Source organism: Cupriavidus sp. MPR-AND1C, assembly GCF_058809705.1.
Genome location: NZ_JBXASU010000006.1, coordinates 55,651 through 75,758, shown reverse-complemented (window position 1 = coordinate 75,758; position 20,108 = coordinate 55,651). Strand labels below are relative to the sequence as shown.

The following is a 20,108-nucleotide window of genomic DNA, read 5'->3' as shown; positions in this document are numbered from 1 at the left end:
ATCCGTAAGAGGCCGGGGCGGAGAAACAAACAAGCATCCGGGTCCCGCAGGACTGCGTAACGTTACACCACGTCATTTCACGTGGCAATGCTGTCCGGTCTGCGGGCGGTCTTGCGGGCCTAGGTGAGCGGCTCGCGATCCACCGCCAGCCGGCTGGCAACGGCAAACAGCCACATCGCCAGCAAGGCCAGCCCCCACAGCACCAGCACCCGGCCTGCCGCCAGCTGCTCATCGGCCAGGTAGGTGCTGCACAGTTGCGACTCCGCCTCCTGGTACAGCAACCCGGCGCTCAGCATCATCCAGGCGCCGTTGATGACAAAGAAGCCCTGCACCACGGGGCCGGCGGCCTGCCACGAGGCGCGCGCCAGCAGCCCCGCCAGCACCATGCTCGCCACCTTGGCCATGCCCATGGGGCCCGCCAGCGTGGCTGCGTCCAGCGCCACCGGCAGCATCCAGTAGCTGACGATGCACCACGCCGCCAGCAGGCCCGGCAGCCCCGCCGCGTTCCATGGCGCCAGCCAGGCCGCCAGCCGCAGCCCGGCACAGCGCGCCGCCCACCAGCCGGCAAGTGCCAGCAGCGGCAGTTCCAGGCCCATATGCCTGGCCATGGTCGCCTCCAGCCATGGGCGCAACAACGCGGCCACGGCCAGCATCAAGCCGGGCAGGCAGGCTTGCCAACCGGGTGCAAGCCGCACCTTCACAGCCGGCTGCGCAGCACGTCGGCCAGCGCCAAGTCCGGCCGCTCCACGTCATAGGCGGCAGCCAGCCGGCCACGTGCGTCGACCAGGAACAGCGCGGCGTTGTGCGAGTAGCCGCCCAGCCCATCGGGCAGCACGACGATGCCGAAGGCGTCGAGCAGGCCGCGCAAGCGCGCGGGCTCGGCCACCGTGGCGAAGGTCCAGATGGCGGGATCGGCGCGCAGCGTGCGCGCATAGGCCCGCAGCGCGGCGGGCGTATCGCGTGCCGGGTCGAAAGACAACGTCAGCAGGCGCACGCGGTCCTGCAGGCCGCGCTCGCGCAATTGCTGCTGCAGCCAGGCCTGCCCCGACGCGCTGGTGCGGCAGATTGCCAGGCATCGGGTATAGACGAACGTCACCAGCGTGACGGGCCTGTCGCGCTTGCCAACGCCCTCGCCCTGCGGCATGGGGCCGCCAAAAGCGAGCTGCCGGCCCGCCTGGTCGACCAATGCCAGCGCCGGCAGCTCGCGCGGGGCGCGCGCCAGGTCCAGGCGCCGGGCGCCATCGGCGCTGACCGTGCGCAAGCCCCGCGTTGTGGCGAACACCGCCGCGCCGGCCAGCACCAGCACGAGCGCAACCATCGCCAGCGTCTTGCTCCACGCACGCGTCATGGCTTGGGGGCGCCTCCCGTGGTCATGAATGCCTGCAGCGCTTCGCCGCCGTGCCAGGGCGCCTTTTGTGCGACGGAAGCCGCGCGCGCCGCCGCGATCCGCGCGGCCTCGACCGGCGCGGCGCCATTGCCCCACTGGCTGCGGATATGCGTGGCCAGCGCCGCGATCTCCTGGTCGGAAAACTGCTCGCCAAAGGCCGGCATGGCGCCGTTGTAGGTGGTGCCGAGCACCTCCAGCGGGCCGGTCATGCCGTGCAGCAGGATCTGTGCGAGACGGTCCGGATCGTCGTTGACCCAGGGCGAGCCCGCCAGCGGCGGGAACACGCCGGGAATGCCTTGCCCGCTGGCCTGGTGGCAAGCCTGGCAATTGGCGGCGAACAATAGCTTGCCGTCGGCTACACGGCCCTGCCCCGCCGGCGCTGCCAGCGCGGCCAGGTCGCGCCGGTCGCCCAGCGCGGCGCTGCCGTCGGCGCGCTCGATCAGGATGTAGCTGATGGCCCAGACCAGCAGGCCGCACACCAGCGCCAGCACGATCTTGGGCACCGGGTTGTGCTGCTCGACGGGATCGGCGTTCTCTGTCTTATGGGCTTGCGAGGGCTTCATCGTGGCTGGCTTGCGCGCCGGGCGCGCGTGGCGCCGGCGGGCTGGAGGTGGATTGAGAAGAGGTGGATTGAGAAGACGCGGCCGCACCGAACGGGCTGGATGGCGAGGTCGAGGCGGATGCCAGCGTGGCACGCTGCGGCGGCTGGCTGCTTGCGCCCGCCGCTGCGGCCTGCTCCACCACCGGGTAGGTGTGGCGCAGGCCAATCAGGTAGGCGACCAGGTCCAGCGCCTGGGGCGTGGCCACCACCACCTTGCCCGGCGGCACCGTGCCGCCGGGCAGCGCGACCACCTTGTCGCTTTTGCCGACGGCGCCTTCGGGCTTGAGCTCGAACAGGAACGGATAGCCCGGCATGATGCTGTCCGCCACGTAGGCGCGCGGCTGGTAGAGATGGCCCAGGTGCCAGTCGGCGCTCGGCTGGCGCACGCCGATGTTGAACAGGTCGGGGCCGGTGCGCATGGTGCCAAGCAAGGGCGGGCTGTCATAGTGGTAGTCCGCCGCCACGGACGGGCGGCCCCAGCCGCGCGCGCCGTCGGCGCGGCCCGCGCCGGTGGAACTGGGCTGCTGCGTATGGCAGGCGATGCAGCCGTTGGCGAGATACACCTCGCGCCCTCGCAACTGCTCGCTGGTGTAGGGCGCCAGCGCCGCCGGCGCCGGCACATCCTTGAGCTGCAGGAAGGGCACCACGATCATGGCCGAGGTGGCGAGCGAGAGCGTGACCATGGCCCCGCCCACAAGTTTGAGTTCGTTTTCCATGTTCAGGCAGCCGCTTGGGAAACCATGCGATCGGTCTGCGCCAGCGCCGCAGGACGCAAGACCATCAAGGCAAAGTGAAAGGCAAAGACCAGATGGCCGAGCGTCATCAACGCGCCGCCCAGCGAGCGCCCCTGCAGCCAAGGCAGCGTGACCGTCACCGATTCCATGAAGGGACGCGCCGGGTCCAGCAGCGCCAGGCCCTGCAGCACGCCGCCGATGCTCAGCGTGATGAGGTACGTGGAGAAGCCCGCCACCACCAGCCAGAAATGCAGCGAGATCAACGCGGGCCGGGGCCACGGCGCGTCGACAATGCGCGGCAGCGCGAAGTAGATGCCGCCGAAGATCACCATCGACACGAAGCCGTACATGCCCAGGTGCGCGTGCGCCACCGTGAAGTGCGTGAAGTGCGTCACCGCGTTGAGCGAGCGCAGCGCCTCGAACGAGCCCTGCACCGATGCCAGCGTGTACATGATGGCGCCGAACACGATGAAGCGCAGCGTGGCCGAGTGGCGCAGCGCGCCGAAATTGCCCTTGAGCGTCAGGTGCTGGTTCACCGAGAACGCGGTCACCGGGATGATCATCATCACGCTCTGCACGATCGACAGCGTGATCAGCCACGGCGGAATCGGGCCGCCGATCAGGTGGTGCGCGCCGACCTGGCCGTAGAAGAACGCCAGCGTCCAGAAGCCCAGCAGCGACAGGTTATACGAGCGCACCGGCCGCCCGATCACCTTGGGCAGGAAGTAATAGACCGAGGCGAGCGACAGCGGCGTATAGAACAGGCCCAGCACGTTGTGCCCGAACCACCAGTTCATGGTGGCCTGCTCCACGCCGAAATGCACGCCCGGGATCTTGGCCACCACGTACAGCACCGGGAACCAGAACAAGGCCGCGCCGATGTACCAGACCGACACGTACAGATGATGCACACGGCGCTTTTGCAGCATGAACGCCAGCGGCAGGCCGATCATCATCCCGCCCAGCGCAAACAGCAGGCCCACCTGCCACGGGATCTCCAGCCACTCCAGGCCGGCATTGATGCCCACGGCGATGCTGCCGAGTCCCGCCACCAGCCCCGCATTCCAGACCAGCGCGCCAATCATGGCAAAGCGCCCGCCCAGCAGCGGCGTGCGCAGCAGGCGGGGCAGCATCCACAGCGTCAGCCCGAGCAGCCCCATCGGCGCCCAGCCGTACGCGACCGCGTTCAGGTGCAGCGTGCGCAAGCGGCCGAAGGAAAGCCACGCCTGCCCGGTCAGCAGGTCGGGCATATGCAGCTTGAGCGAACCAAGCAGGCCGGCGGCGGACGCCACCACCAGCCAGACCACGGCACAACTCAGCATCAGCAGGGCCGGCAGGGCGCTGGAGCGATCAGCCTCATGCCGCGCCGCCAGCTCTGCCTCGAGATCGGCGCGCGCGGCGGCGGTGGCTGCCGGCGCCTCCCGGCTGGACGCCGCGCCCACCCAGAGCGCCTGGCGCTGCGCCGCATCGCTCGACGGCTCCTCGGGCTGGCCGACTTCGCCGGGCGCAAAGATGGTGCGCGCACCGGCGGCTTCGAGATCGAACAGGCCCTTGCGCAACGACCAGATGAAAGCAAACAGGCCACCAACCGACAGCAGGAAGGTAGCTAACAACAGACTCGTGGGATCCATGGATTTCCTTGCACTTCCCAGGACGGCGCCGTGGCGGCCGTGGCTTACGGACAGCGCTGAATGCTAAGGAGACAAGGCCGGCCCGAACAGGATCAGATCGGATCGATACAACCGGAGCAGCGGGATTCCGGCGCGACATGTTGCCGCAGCAAATCTGCCACATCGGAATATCCCCATGCACCGTGTCGCGCATCGCGCCGATACGATACAGTTTCCGGAAATCAGTCATACGCCAAACAGTGGATCTCCAATGCCGCCCAGCAAGCCAGACACCCCCCAGCGAAATGACGGGGAAGCCACGCCCGGCACGCTCTACGAAACACTGGCCGACGATATCGCGCACTCGATCCAGGCCGGCACGTTGCGGCCCGGCGACCGCCTGCCCTCCGTGCGCCAGGCCAGCGCCAGCCGCGGGCTCAGCCCCTCCACGGTGTTCCAGGCTTACTACCTGCTGGAAGCGCGCGGGCTGATCATCGCGCGCCAGCGCTCCGGGTATTTCGTGGCCAGCACCCGCCGCGTGTTGCCGCCCGAGCCCGAGGCCGCGTCGCAACCGGCGGACGAATCCACCACGCTGAATGTCAGCGAACTGGTCTTCGACGTGCTGGCGTCGGCCAAGCAGCGCGAGCTGGTGCCACTCGGCTCCGCGTTTCCCAGTCCGCTGCTGTTTCCGCTGCCGCGCCTCGCCAAGTCCATGGCGGCTGTCGTCCAGCAACTGGACCCCTGGAGCTCGGTGGACGACATGACGCCGGGCAACGCCGGCCTGCGCCGCCAGATTGCCCTGCGCTACCTGATCGATGGGCTTACCGTGCACACGGACGAGATCGTCATCACCAACGGCGCGCTGGAGGCGCTGAACCTGTGCCTGGCGGCCGTCACGCGCCCGGGCGACGCGGTCATCATCGAGTCGCCCACCTTCTACGGCGCGCTGCAGGCGCTGGAGCGCCACGGCCTGCGCGCCATCGAGGTGCCCACGCATCCGCGCGAAGGCATCGAGCTCGACGCCCTCGCCCGCGCGCTGGAACGCCACCGCCCGAGCGCGTGCTGGCTGATGACCAATTTCCAGAACCCGCTGGGCAGCCTGATGCCCGACGACAAGAAGCGCGAACTGGTGCGGTTGCTGGCGCGCTTCGAAGTGCCGCTGATCGAGGACGACGTCTACGGCGAGCTGTACTTCGGCAACAAGCGCCCCACCCCGGCCAAGGCGTTCGACACGCAGGGGCTGGTGATGCACTGCGGCTCCTTCTCCAAATGCCTGGCGCCGGGCTACCGGATCGGCTGGGCCGCGCCCGGACGCTTCGCGCGCGAAGTGGCGCGCGCCAAGCTCACCAGCACGCTGACAGTGGCGGCGCCAACGCAAGCCGCTATCCTTCACTACCTGGAGAAAGGCGGCTACGACCGGCATCTGCGGCAGTTGCGCCAGGCGCTGATGCAGCGCCAGGACACCTTCGCGCAGGCCATCGCGCGGCACTTCCCGCCGGGCACGCGGGCCACGCGGCCGGCTGGCGGTTACTTCCTGTGGATCGAGATGCCGGCCGGCACCGACAGCCTTGCGCTGCACCGGTACGCGCTCTCGCATGGCATCAGCATCGCACCCGGCCCGATTTTTTCCGCGCATGGCGGCTTCCGGCATTGCTTGCGCATCAACTGCGGCCACGACTTCGACGACCGGACCGACGCCGCGCTCGCCACGCTGGGCCGGCTGGCCAGGCTGACAATGCAGTAAAGGCCGCGCCGCACCTGCCTTACAATGCGCGGCCCAATGGAGAACACAAAATGGAATCCCGCCTGACCGAACTAGAAATCAAGGTCGCCTTCCAGGACGACCTGCTCGACACGCTCAATCTCGCCGTGGCGCGCCAGCAGCGGCAGATCGACCTGCTGCAGGAACAGCTTCAGGCGCTTTACCAGCAGATGCGCTCCAGCGGCACGGGCGGCGGCGAAAACGGCCCCCAGCACGAACTCCCGCCGCACTATTGATCGTGCGCATGGCCCGCGGCCAGACTGGGCAATTGGCCGACAAGTGGACAATTGAACAAAGCCGGCGCAGGCGCGGTCAGAAGGGATAACGCGCAAGACGCCAACCTGGAGGCACCACAGCATGCCGACGACGCAATGCCGCACCCGGCCCCGCAAATCCCTGACAACGCGCAAAGCCGCCCCCGCCGCCGCCGCGCTTGCCATGCTGGTCGCCGCCAGCGCCTGGGCCGGCTATAACGTCTGGACCGGCGACTACACATTCTCCCGCCAGGAACTGCAGGACGCCGTCGACAAACGTTTCCCGGCAAGGCTGCGCTACGCCCAGGTGCTCGACGTCCAGCTGACGCAACCGCGCCTGCTGCTCGACGAAGCCAACAACCGCGTGACCACCCGGATGGATGCACAGGTCAGCAATACCTTGCTGCCCGCGCCACCGATCAACGGCACGCTTTCGCTGAGCAGCGGGCTCAGGTACGACCCGGCCAAACGCGCCGTGCTGCTCGACAATCCTTCCGTCGAACGCGTCCAGGTCGCCGGCATGCCGGCGCAATATGGCGAGCAACTGAACGCCATCGGCGCCGTCGTGGCGCAGCAACTGCTGCGCGATTACCCGCTCTACACGTTCAAGCCGGAAGAATTGCACGTTGCCGGCAAAGACGTCGAGCCGGGCGCCATTACCGTGCTGGCCGACGGCATCAAAGTCCAGGTCAATACGCGTTAAACGCAATACGTACCCGCTATTCGCATCCAATGCCGATGCCGTCGCCGTGCAAGACATGTTGTATCCGCGCACGCATTCATACCAGAAATCCGCGCAGTGAATTCACGCCGCGCGAGTAATGTCGCGCGACCGGTTATACTCCGCGCTCCACAACTAACGGGTAAATAAAAATGGCCGTAGCAAAGAAAGTCGCAACCAGCGCAGCAGCAAAGACCAAGCCGGCAGCCGCCAAGAAGGCAGCAGTTCCCGCGAAGAAGGCCAGCGTGCTGGCTCGCGAACTGGCCGCTGCAAAGAAGGGCCTGCTGAAGCTGCGCGCTGATGCAAAGAAGGCGATCGAAACTGCTAAGCGCGAAATCAAGGTCGCAGCTGAAGCCGCCAAGCAGGCCGTGCTGGCTGAGAGGCAAGCCGCCAAGGAAAAGCTGGCTGCACAAAAGGCCAAGGCCAAGCCGGCTGCGAAGAAGCCGGTGGTGAAGGCTGCCGTGGCAAAGAAGGCTGCAAAGCCGGCCGCCGCCAAGAAGGCAGCAGCTCCCAAGGCTGCAGCACCGAAGGCAGCTGCTCCGAAGGCAGCAGCACCGAAGAAGGCCGTCGTGAAGGCTGCCCGCAAGCCGGCAGCGCCGAAGAAGGCCGTGGCCGTCAAGGTCGAGGCAGAAGCGCCTGTCGCCGCGAAGTAAATCGCGCACGGGCCAGCGCGGCAGGTGGCCCGGACATGCGCGCGGTAATCCGCGCCGTGCTCCGGTCCCCGCCGCGCACCACTTTTGTGCTGACTGGCTGGCGCCCTGCAGGGCCAGCCGGACATCTCCAGAGCAAATCCCCGGTTATTCAAGACGCCCTGGCCGATCGGCATTTCCCGATTAGCGCCGCCTGGCTCCGCCTGTCATTTCCCGCATTTCCCACATCGCACGCATTGCCCGCCGGGACATTCGCCGCGTCTTAAGCCAACGCTTAAGGTGGCATGCGCAAAGACATTGCGGCGAAGACTTGGCCCCACTGCGCGCCAGTCCTCAATCGCGCTTTGTCGAATTTCGGCCACGCATTGCACGCGGCCCAATCCGCCTGCATTCGGCGATGAAGTTCCTATTTTCGGAATACCAGGCTGAAATTATTGGCCGGCATCGGGATTGGCTCGTCCATGCGAAAGCCCTCGGCCTCGCCCAGCGCCGCCACGTCTTCCATATTGCGCACGCCCCATTCGGCGTTCGCGCTGCGCAACTGCGCATCGAAGGCGGCATTGCTCGGCGCGGTATGTTCGCCATTGCGCCGATACGGGCCATATAGGTAAAGCACGCCGCCGGCTGGCAGCAAACGCCCGGCCCCGGCGAACAGCGCCTCGGCCGCAGACCATGGCGCGATGTGGATCATGTTGATGCAGACCACCGCCTGCGCCGCCTCGATGCCCCAGGGCTGCTGGCGCACGTCCAGCACCAGCGGCGCGAGCACATTAGCCAGCCCGGCATGCTCGGCCCAGCCCGCGATCGACTCGCGCGCCGCAGCGTCCGGGTCGCTCGGCTGCCAGGTCAGCCCCGCCAGCGCGGCAGAAAAATAGGCGGCGTGCTGGCCGGTGCCACTGGCGATTTCCAGCACCAGGCCGCTCTGCGGCAAGACCCGCCGCAGCACGGCCAGGATGGCGTCGCGGTTGCGGTCTGTGGCTGGCGCCATGCGGCGCGCGTCGTGTTGGCCGTCTTGGTTCGGCATCTTGTTGCTCCTGTTGGGGTACGGGTCTGGGTCTGGGCCGCGGTGGCGCGTTGGCCCGGCGGCCGCGCATTACCGCAAGCGTAGCAGGCATGACCGGTCCCGCGTCCATGTTGCCTCGGCGGGTCCGCACGCCTGCGGCCCGAAACGTTCCCGGTATAGGCCAGGGGTGATGCCGATGCGCTTGCCGGTCTGCCTGGCGAACGCGCGCGCGAGCGTAAAAAAAGGCCCCCGATGACAAGGTCATCGGGGGTCCAACAAAGCGCCGGGGTAACAGCTGTCCCGCGCTTACGCCTTAGTGGTCTTGACGCTCGTGGTATCGGCCGTCAGGTAGCCGACGGCGGCGCCAAAGCGGTCCTTGTAGTTGGCGCGCACCAGCGGATCCAGCGTGGCCTGGACCTTGGCGTGCAGGCCGCTCCAGTCGCCGGCGTGCTGGAAGTTGTTCATGATGTAGGTCCAGCCGTTGATCTCGTCCACCGCATGCAGGCCGGTGGATTCCGCGCCGGCCGGGGTCGAGAGCACGCGCGACAGCTTCTTGGTGTCTACGTTGTAGGCCCACAGGAAGTTGTTGACGTGCTGGCCGCTGTCCTCGCCGATGAACAAGGTGCGCAGCTTTTCCGAGAACTTGAGGTTGTCCGGGTTGGCGATCTGGTCCGGATCGGCGGTGTTGCCGAGTGCATCCGCGCTGATGTCCTTGCCCACGATCAGTGCCTTGGTGTGCACCGGTACCCATTCGCTGTTGATGGCGGCACCGCCCAGGTCCTTCTGGCCGCCGGCAAGGTTGTGCTGCATCACGCCGCCTGCGTTGAGCGCCGTGGGGATCGTGATGTTGCTCTGCGCGTTCCAGCCCTTGGCGTTGTTGAGGACCATCGAGTCGATCATGTTCTGCAGCGCGGAGTAGGCCACCTTGTCCTTGATATTGACGGTGGTGCCTTCCATCTTGGTAAAGCCCATGCTGCCGCCCTTGAGGTAGGCGTAGCGATGGGTTTCCAGAAAGGCCGCGGCCTTCTCCTTGCCCGGGTAGACCTTGATCCAGTTGGCGGTGCCGCCAACGAAGATCTTGGTGAAGGTGGGGTCCGAGGGATCGGTCGTGCGCACGTCCATGATGTCGGTGGGCAGGTTGGACTTGGCCATGGCCTCGACTTCGGCGCTGGTGGCGTGTCCCAGGTTGACCCACGTCAGGTCGGCGCCGGGGGCGGCCGGGTCGATGGAGAAGCCCGCGCCCACCTTGGCCACGTACAGCGTGCCGGCGGAGAGGTCCTTTTCCTTGTCGGCCACGAACATGAACAAGCCGCTGTTGGTGGCATCGTCGCCCATCAGCACCGTGCGGTTGTCCGGCATCACATGCACCAGTTCGTGCGAGATGCGGCCCATGCAGAAGTGCTTCTTGATGCTTGCGGTGCCGTCGGCATTGACCGTGACCTCAGGCATGTGGCCATAGAAGTACGGGTTGGCCACGACGCTGGCGGTGCCGAGCAGGTTCTTGCTGAACGCCAGGAACTGCGCGTTGGTGCTGGCCGTGAAGGCGTCCGGCTCGTACTCCTCGCTCGACAGGTGGGTGTTCCACGGCGACAGGCTGGCGCCGCAGGTAATCCACAGGCCATTGACCGACGAAGTATCGACGTTGTGGTACTTGACCAGGGTCAGCTTGCCGGTGGCGGGGTCCTGGTCCAGCGTCAGCACGCCGATCGGCGACGGCAGGCGGCCGTAGGCGCTGGCGCCGGCCTGGTCACGCGTGGTGTACTCGAACTGGACCACGGCGAAGACCGTATTGCCCTTCACGCCGGCCACCTTGGCGCCGTCGATCTTGAGCAGCGAGGTGCCGTCGGGCGAGTCGGAGTAGAACTGGCGTTCCTTGCCGGCCACCGATTTGTCGATGATCGGCTGGTTGTTGATGTCGAAGTAGCCACCGGCGAGGATGCTGCCACCCTTGCCGTCCGGGACCATGTCGCCGGTGATGAAGAAGGGCTGGTAGGCCAGCTTGTAGGTCTGGCTGCTGCCGTCGCTGAACGATACCTTCAGGCTGGAACCCACCGTGGTGGTCGCCATCGCGGCCGGGTTGGCCAGCGTGGGCGCGGCCATGCCGGTGAATTCGGCGGTCGTAAACGTAGCGCCGGCAGGCGTGACGGGCGTCGGCGCCGGAGCCGTTGCGGCTACGGCGTCGCCATCGCCGCCGCAACCGACCAGAAAGGCGGTAGCGCCAAGGCCCAGCGGCAGCATGGGGGCGCCAGCCAGGAATTTAAGCGCCTTGCGGCGGGATGCGTCCGGTTTGTCGAGCATTCTTCTTTCCCGTTTCGTTATGTGAAGGATTGGGCGGCGCGCCATGCGCGCTGCCCTGCAGCGCGCTCGTGGGGACAACCGCGCAGCGTTCAGGCCGATGCGTATGCTATGAATGATTTGTTACAGCTTGTTTAAACTGACTGAACTTGCAGACATCCAGGAGCCCTCTCGCGCAATCCGGGCGGCGGGGGCGGCTGCGGTACACTGGCGCAGGCCCCAATCCGGTGCCCCGATTCCTTTTAGCTTTCCGCCCGCCGGCGCCGCGCATCGCGCGCCGTGACGCGGCCCGACCCGTGCCGACCTACACCCTCGCTTCTCCCGTCCAGTCAGACCTGGAAATCCGCAAGAGCCGCTTCATCGGCTTTGCATTGCCCGTGCCCGACCGTGCCGCGGCCATGGCCGAAGTGGCGCGCCTGCGCGCCGACCACGCCACCGCCACCCATGTCTGCTGGGCGCTGCTCGCGGGGGGCCAGTCAGGCATGTCTGACGACGGCGAGCCATCCGGCACCGCCGGCCGGCCCATGCTGGAAGTGCTGCGCCACCATGAGCTGGAAGGCGTGCTGGCGGCCGTGGTGCGCTATTACGGCGGCGTCAAGCTAGGGGCGGGCGGGCTGGTGCGAGCCTATACGGACGCGATTGCCGTGGCGCTCAAGGATGCACAGCGCATCGAGCGCATCGCCTATGCGGAGCTGGTTGTGGAGGTGGACTACGCCGACGAAGCCCGCGTGCGCCGCTGGATCGAGCAGGAGAGCCACCTGCTGGCGCATGCCGAACACGGCGCGGCTGCCCGGCTGACCATCCGGCTGCCGGCCAGCCTGCTGGCGCCGGCCCGGGCCGCGCTGCGCGACGCCACCCATGGCCGCGCGCGCTTTCCCGAAGCGGACGAGGAGCAAGCGCAGTCATGAGCCGCGACATCACCGCCGCCCAGTTGGCCCCGGCGGCCCCGGTAGCGTTTGTCGCCCGCCTGGAGCCGCAGGGCAGCACTTTTCCCGCCCCGCCCACGCAGACGCTGCTCGAAGCCGCGTTGCAGGCCGGCCTGAAATTCCCAAGTTCCTGCCGCAACGGCACCTGCCGCACCTGCCTGTGCCGGCTGGCCGCCGGGCGGATCGGCTACCGCATCGAGTGGCCGGGCGTGAGCTACGACGAGCGCGACGAGGGATTCATCCTGCCGTGCGTGGCGTATCCCGAGAGCGACGTGGTCATAGAAGCGCCGCAATCGCGCTAGCCAGGCACGGCGTCAGGCGGCCACCTTGGGCACCCGCCTTGGCGCGGCACGCTGGCGCGCCGCCAGGCACTGCATGAAGAACTGCCACGCGATCCGCAATGCATCCGGGCCGGACGGATCGGCAAAGGCCTGGCTGGACGGGCCGCCGCTCCACGCGTGCCCGAGCCCTTCGATGCGCACCAGCCGGATGCAGGGCTCCCCCTCGCTCGACCAGGCAAAGATGCTGTAGGCACGGCGCTGCCCGCGCTGGACCCGGCGCGGCTTGGCCTGCATGGGTGGTTGCGGCAGCAGTTGCTGCCAGAGCGCGGCGCTGGCCAGCGCGTTATCGAAGTGCACCACATGATCGGCATCGCCGTGCAGCAGCAACAACGGCGGCGGGCGGCGCCCCGCTAGTTGAAAGCGCGCCGCGTCCACGTCGGGCTGGCCCTTGCCGTGCATCACGCGTGCCGCCTGCGCGGCGTTGGACGCGCTCAGCGGCACCGCCCCGGAATGCGAGCCGACCGCGACAAAACGGTCCGGGTAGCGCAGCCCCAGTATCACCGCCATGGCCCCGCCCGCCGACAAGCCAAGCGCGAAGACGCGTTCGCGGCGAACCGGCTGGTGCTGGCAGACATGCTCGACGATCGACATCAACAGGCTGGCCTCGGCCACCACGCGCGGCGCGGCGCGGAACCAGTTCCAGCAACGCTGGGCGTTGGCTTGCGACGATTGCTCCGGCATCAGCACCACGCAGCCCGCGCTGCGCGCCAGCGTAGCCGCGCGGGTGCAAGCCGCAAAGCTGGCCGCGTCCTGGCCACAGCCGTGCAGCAACACCAGCAAGGGCGCGGGGCGCGACGCGCTCACGCCCGGTGGGATAAACAGCCGGTAACGGCGCTGCACTAGCGGCCCCAGCCCCCAGCTGCCCTCCTCCCAGCGTCCGCCGCCGCGGCTGACCGGCGTTGGCACCGGCGAGGCAACGCCGGTCAGCACGCGCTGCGCCGCCTTGCTCATCGCCTCGCCCTGCTTGAGCGCCGAGCGGATCGCGGACTTCGCAACCGTGCGCTGCGCACGCTGGACATTGCGGGTGGCGATCTTGCTCAGGGTATTCCAGAGCTTGGTGCCGCTGCGATTGCGTCGTGTCATCGGCGATATGCCATTGGCGGCATCTCCAGCGCGGGGGTTGCGGGAATGCGCGGCCTGCGGTGCGCACCCGGCCTGGATGCGCAGTGTTTCGCCGCAGCGCAGCAGCCAGTATGCCCCGCGCAACCCCGAAAGAATGCGCCTTCGCCGCCATTCCGATCAGAAAAACCCGCGTAGCGCCAGCTCGGCCCCTAGCAGCAGCAGCCCACAAAAAAACAGCTTGCGAAAACGCGCCGCGCTGATGCGATGGCGCAGCCACTGCCCGATGAACATGCCCGCCAGCGCCGGCACCAGCGCCAGCAGCGACGCCCCCAGCACCGGCGTGTGCAACAGCGCGCCATGCATCACCAGGCTCACCGCGAGCGCGATGGTGGACACCGTGAACGACAAGCCAAGCGCCTGCACCAGCGTCTCGCGGTCCAGGCCCAGCCCCTGGATATACGGCACCGCCGGAATCACGAACACACCCGTGACCGCCGTGATCGCGCCGGTGACCACACCGATCAGCGGCGCCAGCCAGCCCTCGGCTGCCGGCGGCACCTTGGGGTGGAACGCCATCAGCCCCAGCACCGCGTACAGCACCAGCGCCGCGCCCAGCCATGCGGTGGCATGCACCATCAGGCTGGGCGGCAGCAGCGCGGCGGCCAGCCAGGTGCCCACGCAGATCGCGGCCAGCAAGGGCCACATCCGCCGCGCCAGCTCGCCAAGCCGCGGCCCGGTGTAGAGTTGAACGACGTTGGTTACCATGGAAGGCGCGACCAGCAGCGCGGCGGCCTGCGCGGGCGGCATCGCCAGGCCCAGCAGCCCTACCGCCACGGTAGGCAGCCCGAGCCCCACCACGCCTTTGACCAGGCCGGCGAGCAAGAAGGTAAAGCCGATCAGCGTGGTCTGCCCATTCAGGAAGGTCGACTCCATGCCGCCCTCACCGTGCCGACGACGCGCTCGCCGCAATGGGCGCGTGCACGGCGCGGCTGTCCGCCGGCGCCTGGTCGCGTTCATTCAGGCCGTAGTCGCGCAGCACATGCGCCACGCGCAGCCGATAGCCCGCGAACACACCGCCCCGCCCGGCCGACTGCGCCAGCCGGTGCGCCTCGGCATTGCGCCACGCCATGACCGCGGCCTCGTCGCGGAAGAAAGACAGCGACAGCAGCTTGCCCGGATTGGTCAGGCTCTGGAAGCGCTCCACCGAGATAAAGCCGTCGATGGCCTCCAGCGTGGGCCGCAGTTGCGCGGCGATCTGCATGTACGTGTCCTTGCGGCCCTCGGCCGGCTCGACTTCAAAGATGACTGCGATCATGGCGGGGTCCTGTTGACTTACTTGACTTGACTTGACTTTGACTTGAATCGCTTCACAGAAAATACGGAATGCGCGCGTTGACCGAGGGCCGATAGCGGAATGCGTGCGCCAGCGACGCCGGATCCGCGCCACGCGCCAGCAGCGCGGCCACCACGGCCTGCGCCACCGTGGACGCCAGCGCGTCGCCAGGGCATGCGTGGTGGCCGCGCCCGAAGGTCCAGGGCACGGGCGTCGCCGCCTCGCTCTGTCCGAGCGAGGCGGCCGCCAGCACGACCAGCACCGTATCGCCCGCCTGCAGTTGCGCACCGCACAGGCGGACATCGGCGCCCAGGAAGCGCCGGGTGTTCTGCACCGGCGGATCCTCCCGCAGCACGCGTGCGGCCACGCAGTCCAACGCGGGCCGCTCTCGCCCATGGGACGTATCCCGGCCCAGGCACAGCAGCATGTTGCCGACCAGGCCGGCGGTGGCCTCGCACGCCTGGATCAGCAGGCCGATCGCATTGGTTGCGATGATCTCCCGCGCCACGCCGGCCGCAAGCGCTTCGTGCACCAGCGCATCCAGCGGCGTCGCGGACGACAGGCTCGCGCGCATCCAGGCCTGCAGCCATGTGGCGGCCTCGCTCCCCGCGGCAATCTCCTGCGCTGTCGCCAGCGGCGACATGGCCCGCGCGAAGGCTACCACCTGGCTCGCCACGCATGGCTTACCGGTCACCGGCAATCCAAGCGCATCGGCCACCGCCAGCACCGGCAAGGTGAACATCCAGTGGTTCACGGCGGCACCGGGCCGGACGGCGTCGAATGGCAGATCCTGTGCCAGCGCCAACACCCGCGCCCCCATGCCGGCAAGCGCCAGGCACGCCATGCGTTTGCGCAGCACGCCCTTGAGTGGCGCATGCCAGTCCCCATCGTTCATGCGGATCAGCCCGCCGAACAGCGTGCCCGCCGGGCTACCCGCCAGCGCGGGCGGCACGGCTTGCGCGGGCGGCCGCACGCGGCAAGCGGGATGGGCCAGCACGGCTTGCACCTCGGCGGCGCCAGAGGCAACCCATAGCCCGAGCGCTTCGTCGCGATAGAACGGACGCTGCGCGGCAAGGATGCGGTAGTACGGTGCCGGATCGGGGTGCGTCACGGCGCAAAGCGGGTCGGACGGCATCGGCATGGCGGTCGGCAAGGGCATGGGGAGGGGAATCGAGAGCACACAAGCAGTATGCCGGCGCCCGCCGCACGACGTTTCATGACGATGTGAAATGTGGAATGCGGACCCGGGCCGCAAAGGCGGGGGATGTCATGCCAGCCATGCCCGCCATGCAACCACGCCAAGCGTACGGGCGTTTGACAATTCACGCCATCATCGTAAACTGGTTGTCAATTACGAGGACCTTCATGCGAATTCAGAAGAGCGAACAATTGACCAGCATCGTCCTGTCGGTGTTTCAGTTGAACGGCCGGCTCCTGGCCTGGGGCGACAGCTTCGTGGCGCCGCTGGGATTGACGAGCGCGCGCTGGCAAATGCTCGGCGCGCTTGCGCTTGCCGGCAAATCACTTACCGCGCCACAGATCGCGGCCAATATGGGCGTGACCCGGCAAGGCGCCCTGAAGCAACTCAATCTGCTTGCCGACGAGGGTTTCATCGAAGCGCGCCCCAACCCCATGCACAAGCGCTCGTCACTCTATGTGCTCACCGAACGCGGCCAACGCACCTACCGCACGGCGGACCAGCAGTGGCGGGAGCACGCGGCAAAGCTTGCCACCGCATTCAGCGCGGCCGACCTCGAGGCCGCCACCAGGGTGATCGAGGGGCTTGCCGCGATGCATGCCGAGGTCGACGCGGAGGTGGACACTGGTGCATAGCGCACCCGCGCCTGGGAAAGCCCGATCAGGTGGGGCCACAGCAGCTGGCGCCTGGCATGCTGGTGGCACCGCACTTCCTTACAGTCTTCCGCTGACCCTCATATTGACAACCAGTTTCCATTAATGGAAACTGGTTGTCAATCTTTGAGAGCGGAAGGAGAAAATCCATGAAACCGATTGTGCATGGCATCGCCGGCAGCATGGCGATGCTCACCGTCGCCACCTTCTGGATGTCGACGCTCATCTCCGAGGCGTTCCTCGACCACGCTGCCGTGGCGCTGGTAAAACAGTGCGTGGTGTACGGGCTGGTGCTGCTGATTACGGCCATGGCCGCCACCGGCGCGTCCGGCTTTGCCCTGTCCCGGCACAGGCGAGGCCGCATCGTGGACGGCAAGAAGAAACGCATGCCCCTGATCGCCGCCAACGGCCTGCTGATCATGTTGCCCTGCGCGCTCTTCCTGAGCGCCAAAGCGCAGGCCGGCGAGTTCGACACATCGTTCTACGTCGTCCAGGCCATCGAACTGGCAATGGGCGCCGTGCAGCTGACCCTGCTGGGCATGAGCTTTCGTGACGGCATGCGGCTGGCTGGCAAGTTGAAGCGCAAAGCGCAATGAACGTGCGCTGGCAGCGCCGTTTCGCTCGGATCCCTGCATGAAGACAGGTCAAGGCCCGCCCCGCCGTTTCGCGAGGAGCACCATAAATCACTTTACTTTCCGCGCGCGCACCTCGAAGCCTATTTCGGCATTCCCATGCGCGCACCACCTCGGCCTTGAAGCCGATCGAACAGACCGAGGCAGGCCAAATCTACTTCGAGCGTCGCAAACGCCATCGTGGATGACGCCCGCGTGGCTCGGCGAAATGTTGGTCCAACCCGGCGGGTTCCACGCCTCGCTGCGGATGGATTTTGCGGCGACCTACCTGACGCCACTGATCGCCAAATTGCCGGCCTCTATCCAAGCGTCAACATGGGCTTCATCCTGATGCCTTAAGAAGGCGTCGCGATGATGTGACCAGCAAGAAACCGCGGCGCATCATGACCGCATGGCGCGGCACCCCGATACCCGTCTATGTGATCACGGAGACCTGATTAATGCCAGCGAAGACGCAACGCTTCATTGAGTTCCTGGGGAAAGATGAGGGATTAGGGCGATAACTCGACGGCGACGTTGGCTCCGCATAATCCCGCCTATCGGCTTGCGCTACCACGCGCCTTTACTACTTCGTCAAATTCTTGACGTCTCAGTCGATGGCGAATATTCTGCAAGGATGCAACCGTTTCGGTCTTCCTTTACTCTCATCTAGCGGCCCCCTCTCCATGCCCACATCGTTCCAATCGTCGCCCGGCTCTGCGCCGCCCCCTGAATTTGCGTTGCAGAATGCGAAAGTGCGTGCAGCTCTTACTATCGGCCGGCCGATGAACTTTGAGGAAACAGTCGAAGCGCTCACAGGCTTCCAGTACTCGAACAGCCAAGCTGCCACGGTAGAACGCGACATAGTATACGGTCCGCACGAACGCCACACCTTTGATTGGTTTCAGCCTGCGGATCGACTCGCACCGATCACCGACATCCTGCTGCTATTTGTACATGGCGGTGGCTTCGTGCGCGGAAACAAGCGAGAGCCAAACACGCCTTTCTACGACAACATCGGTATATGGGCGACCCAACATGGAATGCATGCGGCAACCATGAACTATCGACTGGCGCCAGATCATCCATGGCCTGCGGGTGGCGAGGATGTCCAGCTTGCTGTTTCTGCCGTTACTGCCCATGCACAGCGTGCTCTTGGCTATACCCCTCGAATCGTTCTGATGGGGCATTCTGCTGGCGCAGTCCATGTAGCCTCTGCCGTTACACTGCAGCCTGCACCAGCAGAGCTTCTCTGTTGCATTCTCGCCTCCGGCTTTTACAACAATACAGTTGATACCCCAAGCGCAGCGTACTTTGGCAAGGACGCTTCGAAGTTCGAAACTCAATCCAGTCTCACTCGACTCTCGGAGTCAGATATTCCCCTCTTTCTGATGGTCGGAGAGAATGATTTTTCATCCCTACAACGCGATGCCATTGCAGTCATGGCCGGACGCTCGAATGCGGGCAAGCCGCTGCCTCAATTTCTTGTTGTGGATGGTAGCAATCACTTTAGTCCTGTTCTGCTGCTCAATAGCGAAGTCGATGCGGTTGGACCTCGCCTGCTCGAGTTCATCGGGCGCTTTTTTCAACGCCATGGGTGTCAAGTCCCGACCTAGGCTGACAGGATTTCAGGCGCCTTACGCGCCGAGCTAGCCAATGCTGCTGACGCCCGCCCCCCTGAGCGGGCGTTGTCAATTACGGGGATTGCTCAGGGCATCCGCAGCTCGCAAGCGGGCCGAACACAAGACACCGCGATCGTTGCGAACAAAAGTACGAACTCTGCCAGGGCAGGCCAGAGCGAAAAAAACCTTGCCGACGATCGCAGTGGCCGAACTGCAATCTAGGCAAGGCAGCAAGAGCACCCAACTAGAAAATGGTTAGTTATCTTGTAGCGTGTTCAGGTCGTTTGGTGCTGGCGCTAGTCCAATGAGATCCCCGATCGTTTGACAATCTCGGCATACCTGCGCGTATCTGCCTCGACAGCCTTGGTGATATCACCGGGGCCGCCAATCCACGGCTCGAATCCAAATCCGAACCCGCTACCCACCAGACGCTCGCGAACCTGGGGGTCCGCCATGGTCTTCGCTGCCCCCGCTTGAATACGGTCAATCACTGCCTTGGGTGTTCCCTTCGGCGCGTAAAGCGCAACCCAAGTACTCAGTTCGAAGCCGGCCGGTCCACCTGCCTCAGTGACGGTCGGTACATCCGTGTACCCAGGAAGTCGTTGCTGTCCGGCGAAGGCTAGGAGCTTGACCTTCTTGGCCTTGTACAGCGGCGCGACCGTTGCAGCAACGCCGAACGCCCAATCCACTTCACCGGTCGCAACCGCTGTATAGAGTTGGCCGAGTTCTTTAAAGGGGACATGCGTCATCTTCGTGCCCGTCGCGGACTCGAGCATTGCCGTACCAACATGACCGACACTGCCGATGCCCCATGTTCCGTAGGTCATCTTTCCATTCTTCGCCTTGGCGGCCGCGATCAGATCGTTGACGTTCCGCCATGGCGAGTCGGCTCCGACAACAATGAAGAAATTCACTTTATAGAGAGGCGCTACCGGCTCGAAGTCCTTCTCTGGATCGAACGGCATCTTCTTGTACAGATTCGGCTGCAACGTCATATGAGTCGCATCCACCGTGACGAGCGTATGGCCGTCGGGAGTCGCACGTTTCACTTCACTCAGCGCAACCCACCCGTTGGCTCCAGGCTTGTTGTCGATAAGTACCGGTTGTCCCCATTCTTTTGACAATTTCTCGCTGACCTGACGTAGCACCGAATCAACGCCGCTGCCGACCGAATAGGGCAACACAATCCGAACCGGCTTCGTTGGAAATGATGTCTGTGCATGGGCATGGCCAACGATGACCATGACCATCAACGCAGCAACCCTGCGCATCTTCTGAATGAAATCTGTCTTCATGGGGATTTGTCTCGGAATTGTGAAATCTTCGGATCGCCAACAGTGCGCGC

20 protein-coding genes and 1 pseudogene are annotated in these 20,108 nt (G+C 66.0%); 9 read left to right on the top strand and 12 right to left on the bottom strand.

The annotated features are described in order from the left end of the window. Nucleotides 1-119 precede the first annotated feature (119 nt). From AC1RWI_RS05800 to AC1RWI_RS05780, 5 genes and pseudogenes are all read right to left on the bottom strand, one after another. On the bottom strand, nucleotides 120-695 hold the full coding sequence (locus tag AC1RWI_RS05800) for a hypothetical protein (protein ID WP_043358579.1): 576 nt from the start codon (nucleotides 693-695) through the stop codon (nucleotides 120-122). Between the two features lie 2 nt (nucleotides 696-697). Continuing rightward, nucleotides 698-1,348 carry an SCO family protein gene (locus AC1RWI_RS05795; RefSeq protein WP_236702136.1) on the bottom strand — a complete coding sequence of 217 codons (651 nt, stop codon included), beginning with the start codon at nucleotides 1,346-1,348 and terminating at the stop codon, nucleotides 698-700. Then, nucleotides 1,345-1,950, bottom strand: a complete 606-nt coding sequence (locus AC1RWI_RS05790) for a c-type cytochrome (RefSeq protein WP_492865128.1) — start codon at nucleotides 1,948-1,950, stop codon at nucleotides 1,345-1,347. Before AC1RWI_RS05790 ends, AC1RWI_RS05795 begins: the two co-directional genes overlap by 4 nt. 142 nt (nucleotides 1,951-2,092) lie before the next feature. Beyond that, nucleotides 2,093-2,704, bottom strand: a pseudogene (locus AC1RWI_RS05785) (cbb3-type cytochrome c oxidase subunit II); the annotation flags it as partial. 2 nt (nucleotides 2,705-2,706) lie between these two features. Then, nucleotides 2,707-4,353 carry a cbb3-type cytochrome c oxidase subunit I gene (locus AC1RWI_RS05780; RefSeq protein WP_492865126.1) on the bottom strand — a complete coding sequence of 549 codons (1,647 nt, stop codon included), beginning with the start codon at nucleotides 4,351-4,353 and terminating at the stop codon, nucleotides 2,707-2,709. Nucleotides 4,354-4,603: 250 nt separating this feature from the next. Between AC1RWI_RS05780 and AC1RWI_RS05775 the strand changes: the two genes are divergently transcribed. From AC1RWI_RS05775 to AC1RWI_RS05760, 4 genes are all read left to right on the top strand, one after another. Further along, a complete protein-coding gene (locus AC1RWI_RS05775) occupies nucleotides 4,604-6,076 on the top strand; it encodes an aminotransferase-like domain-containing protein (RefSeq protein ID WP_492865124.1) in 1,473 nt (490 codons plus the stop codon). A gap of 50 nt (nucleotides 6,077-6,126) precedes the next feature. Then, nucleotides 6,127-6,330, top strand: coding sequence for a SlyX family protein (locus AC1RWI_RS05770; RefSeq protein ID WP_043357297.1), 204 nt, complete (start codon nucleotides 6,127-6,129; stop codon nucleotides 6,328-6,330). A 202-nt stretch (nucleotides 6,331-6,532) separates the two neighbouring features. Next, nucleotides 6,533-7,051, top strand: coding sequence for a DUF1439 domain-containing protein (locus AC1RWI_RS05765; protein ID WP_236702256.1), 519 nt, complete (start codon nucleotides 6,533-6,535; stop codon nucleotides 7,049-7,051). Nucleotides 7,052-7,314: 263 nt separating this feature from the next. Then, nucleotides 7,315-7,722, top strand: a complete 408-nt coding sequence (locus AC1RWI_RS05760; RefSeq protein ID WP_492382528.1) for a fumarate hydratase — start codon at nucleotides 7,315-7,317, stop codon at nucleotides 7,720-7,722. A gap of 403 nt (nucleotides 7,723-8,125) precedes the next feature. On the opposite strand, the gene AC1RWI_RS05755 is transcribed toward AC1RWI_RS05760, so the two are convergent. Then, complete coding sequence (locus AC1RWI_RS05755; protein WP_043357303.1) at nucleotides 8,126-8,743, bottom strand: DUF938 domain-containing protein; 618 nt, start codon at nucleotides 8,741-8,743, stop codon at nucleotides 8,126-8,128. A gap of 285 nt (nucleotides 8,744-9,028) precedes the next feature. Beyond that, nucleotides 9,029-11,020, bottom strand: a complete 1,992-nt coding sequence (locus tag AC1RWI_RS05750) for a PhoX family protein (protein ID WP_043357305.1) — start codon at nucleotides 11,018-11,020, stop codon at nucleotides 9,029-9,031. Nucleotides 11,021-11,313: 293 nt separating this feature from the next. On the opposite strand from AC1RWI_RS05750, the gene AC1RWI_RS05745 reads away from it, so the two are divergent. Continuing rightward, complete coding sequence (locus AC1RWI_RS05745) at nucleotides 11,314-11,925, top strand: IMPACT family protein (protein WP_492865121.1); 612 nt, start codon at nucleotides 11,314-11,316, stop codon at nucleotides 11,923-11,925. Continuing rightward, nucleotides 11,922-12,245, top strand: a complete 324-nt coding sequence (locus tag AC1RWI_RS05740; RefSeq protein WP_052495211.1) for a 2Fe-2S iron-sulfur cluster-binding protein — start codon at nucleotides 11,922-11,924, stop codon at nucleotides 12,243-12,245. Before AC1RWI_RS05745 ends, AC1RWI_RS05740 begins: the two co-directional genes overlap by 4 nt. Before the next feature lie 12 nt (nucleotides 12,246-12,257). On the opposite strand, the gene AC1RWI_RS05735 is transcribed toward AC1RWI_RS05740, so the two are convergent. From AC1RWI_RS05735 to AC1RWI_RS05720, 4 genes are all read right to left on the bottom strand, one after another. Beyond that, entirely contained in the window at nucleotides 12,258-13,367 is a 1,110-nt protein-coding gene (locus AC1RWI_RS05735; RefSeq protein WP_492865119.1) for an extracellular catalytic domain type 1 short-chain-length polyhydroxyalkanoate depolymerase, read from the bottom strand. 156 nt (nucleotides 13,368-13,523) lie between these two features. Then, nucleotides 13,524-14,279, bottom strand: a complete 756-nt coding sequence (locus AC1RWI_RS05730) for a sulfite exporter TauE/SafE family protein (RefSeq protein WP_492865117.1) — start codon at nucleotides 14,277-14,279, stop codon at nucleotides 13,524-13,526. A gap of 7 nt (nucleotides 14,280-14,286) precedes the next feature. Next, complete coding sequence (locus tag AC1RWI_RS05725) at nucleotides 14,287-14,661, bottom strand: antibiotic biosynthesis monooxygenase family protein (RefSeq protein WP_492865115.1); 375 nt, start codon at nucleotides 14,659-14,661, stop codon at nucleotides 14,287-14,289. A 52-nt stretch (nucleotides 14,662-14,713) separates the two neighbouring features. After that, nucleotides 14,714-15,838, bottom strand: coding sequence for a cytochrome P450 (locus AC1RWI_RS05720; RefSeq protein ID WP_492865113.1), 1,125 nt, complete (start codon nucleotides 15,836-15,838; stop codon nucleotides 14,714-14,716). A 110-nt stretch (nucleotides 15,839-15,948) separates the two neighbouring features. On the opposite strand from AC1RWI_RS05720, the gene AC1RWI_RS05715 reads away from it, so the two are divergent. The 3 genes from AC1RWI_RS05715 to AC1RWI_RS05705 all read left to right on the top strand — a co-directional run bounded on the left by AC1RWI_RS05715 (nucleotide 15,949) and on the right by AC1RWI_RS05705 (nucleotide 18,757). Next, nucleotides 15,949-16,512, top strand: coding sequence for a MarR family winged helix-turn-helix transcriptional regulator (locus AC1RWI_RS05715; RefSeq protein ID WP_492865111.1), 564 nt, complete (start codon nucleotides 15,949-15,951; stop codon nucleotides 16,510-16,512). A 167-nt stretch (nucleotides 16,513-16,679) separates the two neighbouring features. Beyond that, nucleotides 16,680-17,126, top strand: a complete 447-nt coding sequence (locus AC1RWI_RS05710) for a hypothetical protein (RefSeq protein ID WP_492865109.1) — start codon at nucleotides 16,680-16,682, stop codon at nucleotides 17,124-17,126. A gap of 701 nt (nucleotides 17,127-17,827) precedes the next feature. Next, nucleotides 17,828-18,757, top strand: a complete 930-nt coding sequence (locus tag AC1RWI_RS05705) for an alpha/beta hydrolase (RefSeq protein WP_492865107.1) — start codon at nucleotides 17,828-17,830, stop codon at nucleotides 18,755-18,757. 302 nt (nucleotides 18,758-19,059) lie between these two features. Here AC1RWI_RS05705 and AC1RWI_RS05700 read toward each other — a convergent pair whose 3' ends face one another. Then, nucleotides 19,060-20,058, bottom strand: coding sequence for a Bug family tripartite tricarboxylate transporter substrate binding protein (locus tag AC1RWI_RS05700; protein ID WP_492865105.1), 999 nt, complete (start codon nucleotides 20,056-20,058; stop codon nucleotides 19,060-19,062). Nucleotides 20,059-20,108: the final 50 nt, after the last annotated feature.